The sequence below is a fragment of the Sphingobium sp. Cam5-1 genome, from assembly GCF_015693305.1.
Classification (GTDB): domain Bacteria; phylum Pseudomonadota; class Alphaproteobacteria; order Sphingomonadales; family Sphingomonadaceae; genus Sphingobium.
Map to the genome: position 1 here is coordinate 13,269 of NZ_CP065138.1, position 15,841 is coordinate 29,109.

Genomic DNA, 15,841 nt, shown 5'->3' on the forward strand with positions numbered 1-15,841 from the left:
GATTTCAGTCCGCCTCGTCCGAGGGACGGATGTAAGCTCCGCGTCCATCGGGCGGGATCAGTTCGTTGCCCTGGATGGTCAGCGTCAGCACATTGAAACCGGGCTGCGGCACGTCTTTCGTCGGTTCGGCCAGCAGCCGGACGGTGTCATCCACCTCCTGCCAGCGTCCTTCGGCGAAAAGATCCAGAGCGCCATAGACGAGATACCATTGAAACCGCCCGTCCGGCCGGAGCATGAGTTCAGATCCGGTTTCCATGACACCACGAAGATAATAATGGCCCGCACGCTGAGTGGGCGCAGGCTCTGCCAAGGCTGGTGTGGCGAAGAAGGCCACCAGCGGTAGGAAGGGTGCGATCAGCCGCATGCGGGCCAAGATAACAGATTTTGGCGGAGAAAACCTGTCGTACGACTAGGCCAGGCTGAAGGGGAGTAGCTCTTCATAGACATGCAGCGGTGGCTTCCCCTCCACGCGTGCGCCTTTCAGCATCAGAAACGCATGGCGAACGATTTCCGCCTGTTGTTCAAGTCCATAGCGTTGGAACGGCCGCCCCGGCATGATGTCGTAACCATAGCGGCAGAAGGGGTGACGCATCAGCGGCAGATACCATTTTCCGCCCCTTTGCGCCTGCCAGACATGGGTCATCTCGTGGATGAAATGGCCCTGCAAGTGCAGCCCCTGGTCGCAGAAATCCGCGCAGAAGAGGCCGCTCTTGGGGTTGAACCAGAGATGGCCGTCCGGTGACATCGTCACGCGGGCGGGCTGAAGCGGCCACCATTTGCGGTTATGTGCCAGTACCCGATCATAGGCGATTGCATCGCCGAACACTGATCGGGCGAGCGTGACTTCTCCCGAGGTCAGGGGTCGGCTCGTCAAAGCTTATTTGGCTCCCCCGGCTTTGGGAGCTGGCGCTGCGGGCTTCTGGATCGCGGCATCGACCAGCAGGCGGTCGCCATTGGCGAGGAGGAAGGTCAGCGTCATCTTGCCCCGGTTGATAGCCGTATCATTGACTCCCCAGATCATCAAATGCTTGCCGCCGGGCGCGAAGGCGACTTTCGACTTGGCGGGAATGTCGACTGAATCGACCTTCTGCATCATCATCATGCCGTTATGATCCATGCTCTCATGCATCTCTACCTTAAGCGCGTAATCGGTGAGCACGCCGCGTAGTTGCGTCGCTGCATCACCGCCATGCACCACGAAATATCCAGCCGATGGCGTGTCCTTGTTGGGGCTGAGGCGGACCCAGGCCTGGTCGATATAGGTCGGTGCAGGATCGCCGCATGCCGCAAGCGTGAAAGGGGCAGCAAGGGCAAAGAGGCTGAAGAGTGCGCGCATCAGGAGGCTTTCGTGACTGTCTCGTTTCCGGTCGGTTGTTACGGTAATCGCCCGCGCTTCTTGTGCCAAGAAAGATCACGCCTATATCCCATCCGCAAACGGCCTTGCCTTGGCGCTTTCGTGAGGTATGGGGCCGTCAACCGCTGAATGAAATTGGGGTTTAAGAGGACAAGATGGGAAAAGTAATCGGCATTGACCTTGGCACCACCAACAGCTGCGTGGCTGTAATGGATGGCGGCAAGCCCAAAGTGATCGAAAATGCGGAAGGCGCGCGCACCACGCCGTCGATCGTTGCCTTCACCAAGGATGGCGAGCGCCTGATCGGTCAGCCTGCCAAGCGCCAGGCCGTCACCAATCCGGACAACACGATTTTCGCGGTGAAGCGCCTGATCGGCCGCCGTTTCGATGATCCGACCACCAAGAAGGACATGGAGCTTGTCCCCTATCACATCGTGAAGGGTGGCAATGGCGACGCATGGGTCCAGGCGGGCGGCAAGGATTATTCGCCTTCGCAGATTTCTGCCTTCACGCTTCAGAAGATGAAGGAAACCGCCGAGAGCTATCTCGGCGAGACGGTCACTCAGGCGGTCATCACCGTTCCGGCCTACTTCAACGACGCCCAGCGTCAGGCGACCAAGGACGCCGGCCAGATCGCGGGCCTGGAAGTGCTGCGCATTATCAACGAACCGACTGCGGCTGCGCTGGCCTATGGCCTCGACAAGCAGGACGGCAAGACTATCGCCGTCTATGACCTTGGCGGCGGCACCTTCGACATCTCGATCCTCGAAATCGGCGACGGCGTGTTCGAAGTGAAGTCCACCAACGGTGACACCTTCCTGGGCGGCGAGGATTTCGACGCGAAGCTGGTCGAATATCTGGCCGAGGGCTTCAAGAAGGATGAGGGCATCGACCTCACCAAGGACAAGCTGGCGCTCCAGCGTCTGAAGGAAGCGGCCGAAAAGGCGAAGATCGAACTGTCCTCAGCGCAATCGACCGAAGTCAACCTGCCCTTCATCACCGCCGACCAGAATGGTCCCAAGCATCTGGTGAAGAACATCACCCGCGCCGATCTGGAACGTCTGGTGACGGACCTCATCAAGCGCACCATGGACCCGTGCAAGAAGGCGCTGGCCGATGCTGGCATCTCCGCCAGCGAGATCAGCGAAGTGGTGCTGGTGGGCGGCATGACCCGCATGCCCAAGGTGCGAGAGGCCGTGAAGGAATTTTTCGGCAAGGAACCGCACACCGGCGTGAACCCTGACGAAGTCGTCGCCATGGGCGCGGCAATTCAGGCGGGCGTGCTGCAGGGCGACGTCAAGGATGTGCTGCTGCTCGACGTGACTCCGCTGTCGCTCGGTATCGAAACGCTGGGCGGCGTGTTCACGCGCATGATCGACCGCAACACCACCATCCCGGCCAAGAAGTCGCAGGTCTACTCCACCGCCGACGACAATCAGCAGGCGGTGACGATCCGCGTGTTCCAGGGCGAGCGTGAAATGGCGGCGGACAACAAGCTGCTCGGCCAGTTCGATCTGGTCGGCATCCCGCCCGCGCCGCGCGGCGTGCCGCAGATCGAGGTCACCTTCGACATCGACGCCAACGGCCTGGTCAACGTCCATGCCAAGGACAAGGGCACGGGCAAGGAGCAGCAGATTCGTATCCAGGCTTCGGGCGGTTTGTCCGATGCCGACATCGAACAGATGGTCAAGGACGCCGAACGCTTTGCTGACGAGGACAAGAAGCGGCGCGAAGGCGCAGAGGCGAAGAACAATGCCGAAAGCCTGATCCACACCACTGAACAGCAGCTCAATGAGCATGGCGACAAGGTAGATGCTGGCCTGAAGTCCGAGATCGAAACCGCGATCGCCGCGACCAAGTCTGCTGTGGAAGGCGGCGACGCCGAAGCGATGAAGGCCAAGGCACAGGAACTCGCCCAGGTCGCGATGAAGCTCGGCCAGGCGATTTACGAGAAGGAACAGGCTCAGGCCTCGGCTCCGGGCGCTGAAGCTCCGAAGGCTGATGACGATGTCGTGGACGCCGAGTTTTCGGAAGTAGACGACAACAAGGCATAAGGCCCGATGAAACGGTTCTCGACTTCGCTCGAACCGAACGGTTATGGTAGCCGTTCGTGCCGGGCGAAGCCGAGGGACGTGCGCGCGCCGGGGGCGAAATGAGTAGCGAATTGGACTATTACGAATTGCTCGAGGTCGAGCGCTCGGCAGACGCAGGCACGATCAAGAGCGCCTATCGCAAGCTAGCGATGAAATATCACCCGGATAAGACCGGGGGATGCAGCGACGGCGAGGCCAAGTTCAAGGCCGTCTCCGAAGCCTATGAGTGCCTGAAGGACCCGCAAAAGCGCGCAGCTTACGACCGTTATGGCCACGCTGCCTATACCAACGCCCAGAATGGCGGCGGTGGCGGCGGCTTCAACGGGCGCGGCGGCGCGGGCGGCTTTTCCGACCTTGGCGATATTTTCGAGACGATCTTCGGCCAGAGCGGCTTTGGCGGCGGCGGCCGTCAGACGCAGCGGCGCGGCGCGGACTTGCGCTACGACATGGAGATCACGCTCGACGAAGCCTATCATGGCAAGAAGACCGAGATAGAGATCGAAGTCTCCGCCTCCTGCGAAAGCTGCGACGGATCGGGTGCGCAGCCCGGCACCGGCGTCAAGACCTGCGGCACCTGCGGCGGTCATGGCCAGGTACGGGCGCAGCAGGGCTTCTTCGTGGTGGAGCGCACTTGCCCCGGTTGCCACGGTGCTGGCCAGGTGATCGAGAGCCCCTGCCGCAGCTGTCGCGGCGAAGGCCGCGTGGACAAGCCCAAGACGCTGTCCGTCAACATCCCGGCTGGCGTCGATGAAGGCACCCGCATCCGCCTATCGGGCGAAGGCGAAGCAGGCGCGCGCGGCGCACCTGCGGGCGACCTCTACATCTTCCTGCATGTGAAGCGGCACACACTCTTCGAACGCGACGGCACGACGCTCTTCTGCCGCGCACCGGTCAGCTTCACCACGGCGGCACTCGGCGGTTGCATCGAAGTGCCCGGCCTCGACGGCCAGCGGCATGAGATCAAGATCCCGAGCGGCATCCAATCGGGCAAGCAAATCCGTCAGCGCGGCGCGGGCATGCCGGTGCTGAACGGGCGAGGGCAGGGTGACCTCGTCATCCAGGTCGATGTCGAAACCCCGACCCGCCTCTCCGCCAAGCAGAAGGAACTGCTCGAAGCCTTCCGCGAAACGGAAACCGGCGAGGAATGCCCACAGTCGACAGGCTTCTTCAGCAAGCTCAAGGAATTGTGGGGCGACTGAGCGATCTAACCGCTGAGTTGGTGACGGGCCGGGCGCAGGACAAACTGCCCCGGCTTTTATATTTCAGGCTCTTTATACGGCCGATTCGCTACCAGCATTGCACCGAACCAAGTGGCTCGTTCTGACAGGGCGAACAGATATTTTCGGTTGAAGGCGACCAGACGCGGACCTTCCCCAAATCGTCCTTGCGCGAAGCGTGGGGAGGATTTCAATGTCCGCTCGCCCCTCTCAGCCCCTCAGACAAAGCACAATCTGCTGACAGGCCGCCACATCGCAAAAAGGCATCAAAAAACACACGTTTACGTACGATTTTGTCTCTGCTAGGATCCCTGCCGCACACTGGGGCGATAAAGCCCCGGCACAGGGGGATGAGGATGGACTTCGCCGCAGCCATGAGCCGCGCCGCGCAGGAGGCTCTGCCTGCCATCATCGCGCTCCCCTTCATGTTGATCCCCTTCATCATAGCCGAACAGATTTGGCCAGCGAACCGCAGGCCCGGATGGCGCGACTATGGTCTCAACATCCTGATCGCTCTTTCGACGATCTATCTCGCCCTGCCTGCCGGTGTCGCAGCGGGAATGGCCGGTGAGGCGCTGCGGGCCTATCTGCCGTGGCAGCCCTTCGGCTTTTCCTATGACGATATCGGTGCACTGCCGATGGCAGGGCCGCTGTTGAAGATCGCCGCGATGATCCTGCTACCGCTCCTCCTGCACGACATCTGGTTCTACTGGGCTCACCGGATTGAACATCGGCTCGGCTTCCTGTGGGAGTTCCACAAGCTGCATCATAGCGACGAGATTATGAACTGCTCGACCTACGCACGGGACCATTTCCTCCAAGCCGCGTGGATCGCTCTCTTCCCGGCCTTCACCCTGGGATTGCTGTTCGACATGAATGCGGCGCAGGCGGGCGAGGCGGCTTTATGGTCGAGCCTGTTCCTCAGCCTGCTTTCCATGTTCTACCACAGCGCGATCCGGGTGCGCCTGCCCTGGCTCGACCGCATCCTCGTGACGCCGCAGGTTCACCGCATCCATCATTCGGTCGATCCCGCCCATCACGATAGCAACTTCGCCGATGTCTTCCCGCTGTTCGACATCATCTTCGGCACCTATCACCGTCCGCAGCGCGACGATTTCGGGCCGACGGGCCTTGGCACGGATGGCGACAAGCACCGCACGCTGTGGCGTGCGCAATTTACCCCCGCGCAGCGCGGCGTCGTACGGTTGCTGCGGCGCCGGACCTGAAAGGCAGGATCAGGCAGGCAGGAACATATCCGGATCAATCGCCATCAGGCTTTCCGCGCCACCCTCTATCTTCCGCCTCAACGCGCCAGCATCGGGCATAATGCGCTCGGCAAAGAAGCGCGCCGTGACCAGCTTCGCCTCCAGATAGCGCGCATCACCTTCGCCCGCTTCCAGCAGCGCAGCAGCTGCCTTCGCCATGCGCAGCCACATAAGGCCGGTCGAAACGATGCCCAGGATATGCATATAATGCACCGCGCCAGCCCCTGCATTATTAGGGTTCTGCATCGCATTCTGCATCAGCCACATGGTCGCTGCGCCCAACTGCCCGCTGGCCATCTCCAGCGCTTCAGCCACGCCAGCCAGTTTCGGGTTGCTCTTCGCCTCCGCGACCTCGTCCGCAACGATCTTCAGGAAAGCCTGCAAAGTCCGGCCGCCATTCATCGGCAGCTTGCGGCCGACGAGGTCCATCGCCTGCACGCCGTTGGTGCCTTCGTAAATTTGGGCAATACGGGCGTCGCGTACATATTGTTCGGCGCCATTTTCCCAGATGTAGCCATGACCGCCGAATACCTGCTGGCACATGACCGCAACGTCGAAGCCCTTGTCGGTGCCATAGCCTTTCAGCACCGGGGTCAGCAGCTGGACGAGATCATCAGCGGCCTGCCGTTCCTCCTCGCTCGCGGCATGCTGCGCCAGATCGACCTGCAACGCGCCCCACAGCATCAGCGCGCGCAGCCCTTCGGTCAGCGCCTTCGCCTCCATCAGCATGCGCCGCACATCGGGGTGGACGAACAGCGTATCGGCTTTTTCGTCTTTGTCTTGCGGGCCGGTCAGCGCACGGCCTTGCCGCCGGTCGCGCGCATAATGGACCGCGTTCTGGAACGCGATTTCCGCCTGGCCAAGCCCCTGCATGCCTACCCACATGCGCGCGGCGTTCATCATAATGAACATGGCGGCGAGGCCCTTATTCTCCTCGCCTACGATCCATCCCTTGGCGCCGTCATAATTCATGACGCAGGTCGCGTTGCCGTGAATGCCCATCTTGTGTTCGAGCGATCCGCACGACACCGCGTTGCGCTCACCCAACGATCCGTCGTCCTTAACGATGAACTTGGGCACGACGAACAGCGATATGCCCCTGCTGCCTTCCGGCGCGTCCGGCGTCTTGGCGAGGACGAGGTGGATGATATTCTCGGTCAGGTCCTGCTCGCCCGACGAGATGAAAATCTTCGTGCCGGTGATGGCATAGCTGCCGTCATCCTGCCTCACCGCCTTGGTCTTGATGAGGCCAAGGTCTGTGCCCGCATGGGGTTCGGTCAGGTTCATCGTGCCCGTCCATTTGCCAGACACCATGTTGGGGAGATATTTCTGCTTCTGTTCTTCGCTGCCCTTGGCGAGCAGAGCGGAGACCGCCCCGCTGGTCAGGCCATGATACATTTCGAAGCTGTGATTGGCCGACAGCACATATTCGCCGACAGCCGAAGCGACGATATTGGGTAGGCCTTGTCCACCATATTCGACCGGCGCGTGCAGCGTGGTCCAGCCACCCTCGACATAGGTGTCGAATGCCTGTTTGAAGCCCGGTGGCGTCGTGACGCTGCCATCCGGGTTTCGAACGCACCCTTCCTTGTCGCCGACGGCATTGAGCGGAAAGAGTACTTCCTCAGCAACCTTCGCGCCCTCTGTAAGGATGGCATCCACCAGATCCGGCGTCGCGCTCTCAAAGCCGGGCAGATGGGTATAGCGATCAAGGCCCACCACATGGTCGAGTATGAAGCGCGTTTCGCGAATCGGGGCGGAATAGCTGGGCATCAATCTTCTCCGGTTATCTTTTCGTCGCGAATGTTCAGGGCTTGTCGAGAGCCGCGACAAAGCCCGAAAGTTCCGCGATGGCGGCATCTATGTCGCTTTTCTGGCGGGTGAGCAGTTCGATGCGAGCCTTGCATTTGGCGACTGTGACGCGCCGCTGCTCCTCATGTTCCTCATCCGCATCGTAAAGGTCGATCATTTCGCGGATCTCGGCGAGGCTGAAGCCGACCCTTTTGCCACGCAGGATCCAGGCAAGCCTAGCGCGGTCACGGCGCGAATAGATGCGGGCGAGGCCATGACGTTCCGGTGCGATCAGCCCTTCATCCTCATAGAAGCGCAGGGCGCGGGCCGTGACGCCAAACTCCTCCGACAGGTCGGTGATCGTGTAGCTCTGCCGTTCCTTGTGATCGGGCAGTTCGATGCCCGCGATGCTGCTGCGCTGGTCCATGGCGTCTTAGCTAGGAAAGCTTTACGTTAACGTCAAGTGCGATCTGCGGCAATTTGGCCTGATGACAGAAGCGCGGGGGCAGGTTAAGCGGCGCCTGATGACGGGGGCAATCAGACAATCGGAGGTCGCGCGGGGCTTGCTGGCCGCGTTGGCGCTGCTTGTCCTGGCCATCCAGTTGATTACGCCCGTCGGCTTCATGCCGGTTCGTACGGAGCGGGGCATGATGGTGACCCTCTGTACGGGGCAGGGCGCGGTCAGCGTCCTGGTCTATCGCGAACAAGCGCCGGGGAAAGAACATCATTCGCAGGATGATGGCGGCCCGGTTCAGCAGCATTGCTCCTTTGCCGCCTCGGTTCAGCCGGTGGTTCCTCCGCTGATTCTGGCTGATCTGCCACTGCCAGTGTGGCAGACTGTTTTCGGGCCTATCGCATTCGCGCTCAAGACAGGGCTGATCGCCCGACTTGCCGCACCGCCCCCGCCATCATCCGGTCCTCCCCTGTCCTCCTGAAGCTGTCGTTTATGCCGCGCTGAGCGCGGCACGATTTTCTTGAGGATGAATTCATGTCTGCATTTACCGCTTTGCGCAGCGTGTCGCTGTGCGCCCTTGCCTGTTCGCCGCTTTCCACCCCAGCTTTTGCTGATGAAGCTGGCGATGAGGGCCGTATCATCGTAACCGCCAGTCCTACGGTAGAGGACGCCGTTACCCATATAAGCCGGACGGCGGGCGGCGCCGATGTCGTTGCTGCCAAGGATTTCGAGGACAAGCTGGCCGTATCGCTGCGCGACGCGCTGGCCTTCTCCGCAGGTGTCTACACGCAACCGCGCTTTGGTCAGGAGGTGCGCATTTCGATACGCGGTTCGGGGCTGTCGCGGAGCTTCCATATGCGGGGCCTGACGCTGTTGCAGGATGGCATCCCGATCAACATGGCCGACGACAATGGAGACTTTCAGGAACTGGACCCGCAGGTGTTCCAGCATCTGGAGGTCTATCGCGGCGGCAATGCGCTGCGACTTGGCGGATCGACATTGGGTGGCGCCATCAATGCGGTGACACCGACCGGACGGACGATGCCGGGCGCGGAGTTGCGCATGGATGGGGGCTCGTTCGATACGCTGCGTGCGAAGGCGGCCTATGGTTATGCCGATGCTCGTGGTGACGCCTGGGCAGCGATTACCGCCGACAGGTCCGATGGGGATCGCGCTCACGGAGAGAGACGCGCTTTGCGTTTCAACGGCAATGTTGGGATCAAGTTGAACGATCGAGTGGAAACCCGTTTCTATGTCAGCGCCCAAACGATCCGGCAGAAGCTGTCGGGAGCGCTGACCGAGGTGGATGCGCTGAATGACCCAATCAAGGGCAATTTCGCAGGTGATCAGGCGCGCAACATCGATTCCATCCGGTTTCAGAACCGCACCACGGTTGAACTGGACGGCGGTCGACTGGCCTTTGGCGCCTATTTCAATGCGAAGGCTCTGAACCATCCCATTTATCAGGTGGTCGATCAGAAATCGGAGGATCGTGGACTGTTCGCCAGCCTTGACCTTTCGGGAGAGGTGCGGGGGCTCCCGGTAGAACTAACGCTGGGGACGCAGGCACGTTTTGGCCACGGTGATTTCCGGCAGTTTGTTAATATCGACGGCAAAGCGGGCGCTCTCACGTCCATGCAAAAGGCGCGGGCGCAGACGATCAACAGCTATGCGGAGGCCAGGATCGCTCCGGTTCAGGGCTTATGGCTGATCGCGGGTGGCATCTATACGCATGGAGAGAGGCGGCTGGACAATCGCCTAGCGCCTTTACGAAGCGGCGAGGCGAAGTTCGATAGCTTCGCTCCTAAATTCGGGATTCTGTATGCATCCTCTCAGAAGGTACAGGTCTACGCAAATTACAGCCGGTCTGTGGAGTTGCCTGGCTTCATCGAACTGGGCCAGATTGCGGCTGGGCCAGGAGGACCGCTGCCCGGCTTCACGCCACTCGATGCGCAGCGGGCCTGGACGGCGGAAATCGGCACGCGTGGCAGCATGGGTCCAGCCCATTGGGACATAAGCCTCTATCGCGCGGACCTGAAAGGCGAGTTGCTGCAATATAATGTTCAGCCGGGCGTCATTCCGGCGGCAACATTCAACGCGGGCCGGACACGGCACCAGGGCATCGAGGCCGCGCTGGACCTGAAGCTCGCGCCTTGGGCGACGTTGCGGCAGGTCTACCAGTATAGCGACTTCCGTTTCCGGAATGACGCGCAATTCGGCAACAATCGCCTCCCCGTCGTGCCACGTCATTTCTACCGCGCGGAAGTCAAGCTGGGAACCGATCGCGCCAGCATCGCTCCGGCTGTGGAATGGGTGCCGCAGGGTGCCTGGGTCGATTATAACAATAGCAAGCGGGTTGATGGCTATGCGACGTTCAACATCGGGGCGCAGGCGCAGTTGACGAAGGGCGTCAGCCTGTTCGTCGATGCACGCAATCTGACGGGTAAGCGAGCGATAGGCGATATCGGAGCGCTTGTAAGCTACAAGACGGACGATCCCCTTACGCCTGGGAACCAGGCCAGTGCGGCCTTCTATCCCATCGAACGCCGGGCGGTCTATGCGGGCGTGCGCGCGCGTCTCTGAAAAGGCAGCGGCCTATCCTCATGAGGGGGTGGAGCGGGGCGGTAAATGCGGCTAGAGGCGGCGCCATGTTGCGTCTATCCGGCCTAAAGTTGCCCCTCGACCACCCGGCCGATGCGATGCCTGCCGCCATTTGCGAGCGGCTGGGAATTGAGGCATCGGACCTCGTCCGTCACGTCATCGTGCGCCGGGGCAATGATGCCCGGCGAAAGACTGCGATCCAGCTGGTTTATACTGTCGATGTCGAGTTGATGGACGAGGCTGCGGTGCTTGAACGGCTGGCGGGCGACCACGATGTGCGCCGCCGCCCGGACACCGACTACCGCTTTGTCACGCATGCGCCACAAGGCTGGTCGGGGAAGCGCCCGGTCGTCGTGGGCGCAGGCCCATGTGGGCTTTTCGCGGGACTGATCCTCGCGCAGATGGGCTTCCGGCCCATAATCCTCGACCGTGGCAAGGTCGTGCGGGAGAGGACCAAGGATACTTGGGGTCTTTGGCGGCGAGCCGAACTGAATCCCGACAGCAATGTCCAGTTCGGGGAAGGTGGCGCGGGCACCTTTTCGGATGGCAAGCTGTATTGCCGTGTGAAGGATCCGCGTTTCCTGGGCCGCAAGGTGCTGGAGGAATTTGTCGCGGCGGGCGCGCCTGAAGACATATTGACCGAAGCGCACCCTCATATCGGGACGTTTCGCCTTGTCAGCATGGTCGAAAGCCTGCGCCGCCAGATCGAGCAGCTGGGCGGCGAATATCGCTGGCAGCACAAGGTCGATGAGCTGGAGATGGAGCGGCAAGGCGACGGAACGCAGCGCCTGCGCGGACTGCATCTTTCCGACGGCAGCTTTATAGAGGCCGACCATGTTGTGCTTGCCGTCGGACACAGCGCCCGCCCGACTTTCGAGATGTTGCACCGGCGCGGTGTTCATATCGAAGCCAAGCCCTTTTCAATAGGGGTGCGGATCGAACATCCACAAAGCTGGATCGATCGAGCCCGCTATGGCAAATGCGCGGGTCACCCGGTACTTGGAGCAGCAGCCTACAGCCTCGCGCATCATTGCGAGAATGGCCGCACCGTTTACAGCTTCTGCATGTGTCCGGGGGGGCGCGTGGTCGCTGCCACGTCTGAAGAGGGGCGTGTCGTCACCAACGGCATGAGCCAATATAGCCGTGCGGAATTCAACGCCAATTCAGGCCTGGTGGTTGGCATAGAGCCGGAGCGTGATTTCCCCGGAGGACCTTTGGCGGGCATCGACCTTCAGCGGCATTGGGAAAGTCAGGCCTTTGTCGCGGGCGGCTCCTCCTACTGGGCTCCAGGCCAAAAGGTCGGCGATTTCATGGCGCGGCGTCCCTCCACGACGCTGGGGGAAGTGGTCCCTTCCTACAAGCCGGGCGTCACCATGACCGATCTGTCCCTCTGCCTGCCTGACTTTGCGATCGATGCCTTTCGCGAGGCGCTGCCTGCATTTGGCCGACAGATTGCCAATTATGATCACCCCGATGCGGTCATGACCGGTGTCGAAACTCGAACCTCATCCCCTATCCGCATCACACGCGGCAGGGATTTTCAGAGCCTGAATGTGGCCGGACTTTACCCGGCTGGCGAAGGCGCAGGCTATGCAGGTGGCATATTGTCGGCGGCCATTGATGGCATCAAGGTTGGGGAAGCCGTCGGCTTGGCGATTTCCACCTGAGTCGTGCGGCGTTGCCGTAAGGGAAGTCCGTCAAAATCCAATGAGGGTAGCGGTTTAACGCTGTCTTTTAGCAAGCTCAAACAAGTTAAGCGGCCAAGTTACTTTCGATCGATAAATTTAGCTTCGATGAAATAATTTTTATGCCTATGACTTCATTGGTGATAATTTGTTACCCGGGCAGGCGGCTTTGCAATATATAAGCAGCCGCTGCTCTCGGCCGGTCCGACGCTGCCGCAGCGGCTTTTCAGTAAAAATTGCTAGAGAAACAGAGGAGGCCTCTATGTATGCCAAGCCTGTGATGGCGGCGCTTTGCGTCTGTTTGGCTGTGCCGATGGCGGCAGATGCCAGGCAGGGATCTGGGCAACTGACGGTGGTGGCACCCGATAAAAGCGCAATAAGCTATGAAAAGTGGACGGATCGGACAGCATCAAGATTGTCTCGGAGCATCCGTCAGGCAACGTCCCTTTATCGTGACGGAGCATCGATCGGATATTCCCGCGTGCAGTTCCGTCTGGGAGAACAAGGGCGGCCGGAAAATATTTCTCTGGCGGGCTCTTCGGCATCCCGCAGTGTCGATCGCATATCGATGCGCGCTATCCGATCGATGGGATCGCTTTACCCCTTACCGCAGGAGGTGCGCCCTGGGTCGAAGTTCGAGGCATGGGTGATTGTGGCGAATGATGCGACGGACAGGGACAATATGCTGAGCAGTTTGCGCGCTCAACACTTTGCGCAGGCGGCGGCCGATCGGCCGATCCTCCTCGCGGCGCGTAAATAGCAGCAAAGTCGGCTCCAGGCGCGCGCATGTAGTGTGCGTCTTGAGCAGCGTGAAACTTACCGTCAAAGGCGGCGTTCCCCATGCCATGCGCCGCCTTCATTTTCGATCTTCACAATGGCACCGGCTTTACCCGCGATCATCTCGATCCCGACCCGCTTTAACATTGATCCTCAAGGAAGGTGTTGATTTCATTCCAGTTAAGGTGTCGATTGGTGCCGTGATCATAAGCGGGACTTGAGGACCGATGCCAACGATGCAGGAGCGGCAGCCCAAGGGCACCGAGGTGGTGAAGCCTCCCATCCCGGCGGATGAGGCTGATCGGTTGCGAGCACTGGAACATTACCGGCTTGGCGGCATCGGGCGGGAACGCCCGTTCGACGATATAACCCAGTTCGCAGCTGACCTGTTCGATGTGCCCATGTCGCTGGTGTCGATCGTGGGTTCGGACACGCAATGTTTTCGCGGTGCGTGCGGCATTGATGAAACACATACCTCGCGGGATGTTGCCTTTTGCGCCTTCGCGATCCTGCAACCGGACGTCATGGTGGTGCCGGATGCGACGAAGGATCCGAGGTTTCGTGGCAACCCGCTGGTCACGGGGCCGCCGCATGTCCGCTTCTACGCTGGTGCGCCCTTGCGGGTGGCCAATGGTCAGCCGCTCGGGACCTTGTGCATCGTCGACTACAAACCGCGTGATTTCAGCGAGAAGGATCGGCGGCGGCTCGCCCAGTTGGCGAGGACGGTGATCGACCTGATAGAATTGCGGGTCGAAGGATTTGCGGCTGACGAACATCGCCGCAAGCTTGATGACGAACGCCAGTTGCTGAAGCTGACGGTGGAAAATGTGAGTGGCGGCGTCGCGGTGGTAGATCGGGACCTGCGGCTGATGCTGTGGAACCAGGCCTTTGTCGATCTGTTCGACTATGCTCCCGATAGCGTGACGGGCGGAAGGGACGCACGTGAGCTTATCCGCCTGACCGCACAGCGCGGCGAACTGGGACCCGGCGATCCGGATCAGATCGTCGCGGGCTTTGTCGAGTCCATCCGCACGAGCGACAGTCGTCGGTTGGAGATTCAGCGCAGGGACGGTCGCATCCTCGATATCCGCCGGGAATCGATACGTGGGGGGCGGTTCATCATGACGGCGCGGGATGTGACGCAGGAGCGGCAGATCAACCGCCTGAAGGACGAGCTGGTATCGACCGTCAGTCACGAATTGCGCACGCCATTGACCGCGATCTCCGGCGCATTGGGACTAATGGCGGGTGGCGCCGCTGGGGAGTTGCCTGACAGGGCCAAACAACTGGTCGCAATCGGCAGCAAGAATGCGGAACGACTGATTCATCTGGTCAATGACCTGCTGGACATGGACAAGCTTCAATCCGGGAAGCTGGTCTTTCATTTTGACGAGCGGGAATTGGGCTTGCTGCTGACCGAGGCGATCGAGCAGATTGGGCCATATGCCGAGCGTTTCGGCGTTAAGCTTGAATTCGACCACCCGGCTGAAGCGGTCGTCGCGAAGGTTGATGGCAATCGCCTGTGTCAGGTGATGGCCAACCTTTTATCCAACGCTTGCAAATTCTCGCCCTCGGGTGGGACCGTCCATGTCTCCCTTGAGCGGGCGGGGGACGTCGCGCGCATCAGCGTTGCTGACGAGGGGCCGGGGATTTCGCCGGAGTTTCGCGCACGGCTATTCAAGCGTTTCGAGCAGGAGGACGGTGCGCATCAGCATGGCCATGCGGGCACTGGCCTTGGCTTGGCGATCAGCAAGGGCATCGTAGAGGCGCATGGCGGAAGCATCGCGCTGGATTCCGCGGCGGGAACAGGGGCGACGTTTATTGTCGAATTGCCGCTGTGATGCCGAATTGACAGAAAGGCCCGAGTTGACCCGCATTCTTTATGTTGATGACGAGGCGGACCTGCGGGAGATCGCGGCGATGTCGCTTGAGCTGGACCCGGAGTTCGAGGTGCGAACGGCGGCCTCGGGTGCGGAAGCGCTGGAGCAGGCGAGACAGTGGCAGCCTGCTCTCATCCTGCTTGATGTGATGATGCCGGGCATGGATGGGCCTGCGACTTTGGCGGCGTTGCAGGTCGACCCCGCCACCGTGACAATTCCCGTCGCATTCATCACGGCCAAAACGCATCCACGGCACGTCACGAACCTCAAGGCCCTCGGCGCGCGAGCCGTGCTTGCCAAGCCGTTCGACCCGATGAGCCTCGCGGGGACCGTGCGGGCATTGCTGGAGCCATGAGCGATGCCGAAGCGCAAATGCAGAAGTTGCGACAGCGCTTCCATGCGCGGGCCGCGTCCGATCGGAGTGCCATCATTTCGGCGCTCGAAGCCGGGGATCGCTCCCGCCTTTTGCATCTCGCCCATGGATTGGCGGGCGTGGCGGGGATTTTCGGCTATGTCGATATTGGCGGTCATGCGTCCGCGTTGGAGGAGGCTTTGGACGCGGGTGTTGATGATGCGGCCGTAAAGGGGCTTGGGCAGGCGCTGATAGAAGCGCTTTGGCGCGTTTAGGGTCGACTGATCCAGAAGCATTCAGACAGGCTGCTGCGCCTGTGTCAGTATAGAAAAAGGACGGCATCCGAAGACGCCGCCCATGTTCCAGCTGAGC

At 60.9% G+C, this 15,841-nt stretch carries 15 protein-coding genes; 10 read left to right on the plus strand and 5 right to left on the minus strand.

Annotated features, from left to right (window positions below):
• Nucleotides 1-4: 4 nt before the first annotated feature.
• Genes IZV00_RS00070 through IZV00_RS00080 form a run of 3 tightly spaced genes read right to left on the minus strand, consistent with a single transcriptional unit; the run spans nucleotide 5 to nucleotide 1,336 of the window.
• Nucleotides 5-364 carry a hypothetical protein gene (locus tag IZV00_RS00070; RefSeq protein WP_196225223.1) on the minus strand — a complete coding sequence of 120 codons (360 nt, stop codon included), beginning with the start codon at nucleotides 362-364 and terminating at the stop codon, nucleotides 5-7.
• 45 nt (nucleotides 365-409) lie between these two features.
• Nucleotides 410-874 (minus strand): vgr related protein, encoded by a 465-nt coding sequence (locus IZV00_RS00075; RefSeq protein ID WP_196225224.1) that lies wholly within the window; start codon nucleotides 872-874, stop codon nucleotides 410-412.
• Nucleotides 875-877: 3 nt separating this feature from the next.
• The gene (locus tag IZV00_RS00080; RefSeq protein WP_196225225.1) at nucleotides 878-1,336 is read right to left on the minus strand and encodes a copper chaperone PCu(A)C; all 459 of its coding nucleotides are present in this window, start codon (nucleotides 1,334-1,336) and stop codon (nucleotides 878-880) included.
• A 173-nt stretch (nucleotides 1,337-1,509) separates the two neighbouring features.
• Between IZV00_RS00080 and dnaK the strand changes: the two genes are divergently transcribed.
• The 3 genes from dnaK (at nucleotide 1,510) to IZV00_RS00095 (ending at nucleotide 5,890) form a co-directional block, all read left to right on the plus strand.
• Nucleotides 1,510-3,408 carry a molecular chaperone DnaK gene (dnaK, locus tag IZV00_RS00085; protein ID WP_196225226.1) on the plus strand — a complete coding sequence of 633 codons (1,899 nt, stop codon included), beginning with the start codon at nucleotides 1,510-1,512 and terminating at the stop codon, nucleotides 3,406-3,408.
• Between the two features lie 98 nt (nucleotides 3,409-3,506).
• Nucleotides 3,507-4,646, plus strand: a complete 1,140-nt coding sequence (gene dnaJ / locus IZV00_RS00090) for a molecular chaperone DnaJ (protein ID WP_196225227.1) — start codon at nucleotides 3,507-3,509, stop codon at nucleotides 4,644-4,646.
• Between the two features lie 374 nt (nucleotides 4,647-5,020).
• The gene (locus IZV00_RS00095) at nucleotides 5,021-5,890 is read left to right on the plus strand and encodes a sterol desaturase family protein (RefSeq protein WP_196225228.1); all 870 of its coding nucleotides are present in this window, start codon (nucleotides 5,021-5,023) and stop codon (nucleotides 5,888-5,890) included.
• 9 nt (nucleotides 5,891-5,899) lie between these two features.
• Here IZV00_RS00095 and IZV00_RS00100 read toward each other — a convergent pair whose 3' ends face one another.
• Both IZV00_RS00100 and IZV00_RS00105 read right to left on the minus strand, forming a co-directional pair.
• Complete coding sequence (locus IZV00_RS00100; protein WP_196225229.1) at nucleotides 5,900-7,702, minus strand: acyl-CoA dehydrogenase C-terminal domain-containing protein; 1,803 nt, start codon at nucleotides 7,700-7,702, stop codon at nucleotides 5,900-5,902.
• Nucleotides 7,703-7,736: 34 nt separating this feature from the next.
• Nucleotides 7,737-8,147, minus strand: a complete 411-nt coding sequence (locus IZV00_RS00105; RefSeq protein ID WP_196225230.1) for a MerR family transcriptional regulator — start codon at nucleotides 8,145-8,147, stop codon at nucleotides 7,737-7,739.
• A gap of 97 nt (nucleotides 8,148-8,244) precedes the next feature.
• On the opposite strand from IZV00_RS00105, the gene IZV00_RS00110 reads away from it, so the two are divergent.
• The 7 genes from IZV00_RS00110 to IZV00_RS00140 all read left to right on the plus strand — a co-directional run bounded on the left by IZV00_RS00110 (nucleotide 8,245) and on the right by IZV00_RS00140 (nucleotide 15,744).
• Nucleotides 8,245-8,655: a DUF2946 family protein gene (locus IZV00_RS00110; RefSeq protein ID WP_196225231.1), complete on the plus strand. Its 411-nt coding sequence runs from the start codon at nucleotides 8,245-8,247 to the stop codon at nucleotides 8,653-8,655.
• 53 nt (nucleotides 8,656-8,708) lie between these two features.
• Nucleotides 8,709-10,757, plus strand: a complete 2,049-nt coding sequence (locus IZV00_RS00115; protein ID WP_196225232.1) for a TonB-dependent receptor family protein — start codon at nucleotides 8,709-8,711, stop codon at nucleotides 10,755-10,757.
• A gap of 65 nt (nucleotides 10,758-10,822) precedes the next feature.
• Nucleotides 10,823-12,442 (plus strand): NAD(P)/FAD-dependent oxidoreductase, encoded by a 1,620-nt coding sequence (locus IZV00_RS00120; protein ID WP_196225233.1) that lies wholly within the window; start codon nucleotides 10,823-10,825, stop codon nucleotides 12,440-12,442.
• Nucleotides 12,443-12,722: 280 nt separating this feature from the next.
• Nucleotides 12,723-13,220, plus strand: coding sequence for an energy transducer TonB family protein (locus IZV00_RS00125; protein WP_196225234.1), 498 nt, complete (start codon nucleotides 12,723-12,725; stop codon nucleotides 13,218-13,220).
• 244 nt (nucleotides 13,221-13,464) lie between these two features.
• Entirely contained in the window at nucleotides 13,465-15,078 is a 1,614-nt protein-coding gene (locus IZV00_RS00130) for a GAF domain-containing sensor histidine kinase (RefSeq protein WP_196225235.1), read from the plus strand.
• Between the two features lie 25 nt (nucleotides 15,079-15,103).
• Nucleotides 15,104-15,472, plus strand: a complete 369-nt coding sequence (locus IZV00_RS00135) for a response regulator (protein WP_230463237.1) — start codon at nucleotides 15,104-15,106, stop codon at nucleotides 15,470-15,472.
• Entirely contained in the window at nucleotides 15,469-15,744 is a 276-nt protein-coding gene (locus tag IZV00_RS00140) for an Hpt domain-containing protein (protein ID WP_196225237.1), read from the plus strand. The genes IZV00_RS00135 and IZV00_RS00140 overlap by 4 nt, the downstream gene beginning before the upstream one ends.
• The last annotated feature ends 97 nt before the right edge of the window (nucleotides 15,745-15,841 follow it).

Coding starts and splice junctions, on each gene's coding strand:
- IZV00_RS00070 (WP_196225223.1), bottom strand. CDS start 364: ATGCGGCTGATCGCACCCTTCCTACCGCTGGTGGCCTTCTTCGCCACA.
- IZV00_RS00080 (WP_196225225.1), bottom strand. CDS start 1,336: ATGCGCGCACTCTTCAGCCTCTTTGCCCTTGCTGCCCCTTTCACGCTT.
- dnaK (WP_196225226.1), top strand. CDS start 1,510: ATGGGAAAAGTAATCGGCATTGACCTTGGCACCACCAACAGCTGCGTG.
- dnaJ (WP_196225227.1), top strand. CDS start 3,507: ATGAGTAGCGAATTGGACTATTACGAATTGCTCGAGGTCGAGCGCTCG.
- IZV00_RS00095 (WP_196225228.1), top strand. CDS start 5,021: ATGGACTTCGCCGCAGCCATGAGCCGCGCCGCGCAGGAGGCTCTGCCT.
- IZV00_RS00100 (WP_196225229.1), bottom strand. CDS start 7,702: ATGCCCAGCTATTCCGCCCCGATTCGCGAAACGCGCTTCATACTCGAC.
- IZV00_RS00105 (WP_196225230.1), bottom strand. CDS start 8,147: ATGGACCAGCGCAGCAGCATCGCGGGCATCGAACTGCCCGATCACAAG.
- IZV00_RS00110 (WP_196225231.1), top strand. CDS start 8,245: ATGACGGGGGCAATCAGACAATCGGAGGTCGCGCGGGGCTTGCTGGCC.
- IZV00_RS00115 (WP_196225232.1), top strand. CDS start 8,709: ATGTCTGCATTTACCGCTTTGCGCAGCGTGTCGCTGTGCGCCCTTGCC.
- IZV00_RS00120 (WP_196225233.1), top strand. CDS start 10,823: ATGTTGCGTCTATCCGGCCTAAAGTTGCCCCTCGACCACCCGGCCGAT.
- IZV00_RS00125 (WP_196225234.1), top strand. CDS start 12,723: ATGTATGCCAAGCCTGTGATGGCGGCGCTTTGCGTCTGTTTGGCTGTG.
- IZV00_RS00130 (WP_196225235.1), top strand. CDS start 13,465: ATGCCAACGATGCAGGAGCGGCAGCCCAAGGGCACCGAGGTGGTGAAG.
- IZV00_RS00140 (WP_196225237.1), top strand. CDS start 15,469: ATGAGCGATGCCGAAGCGCAAATGCAGAAGTTGCGACAGCGCTTCCAT.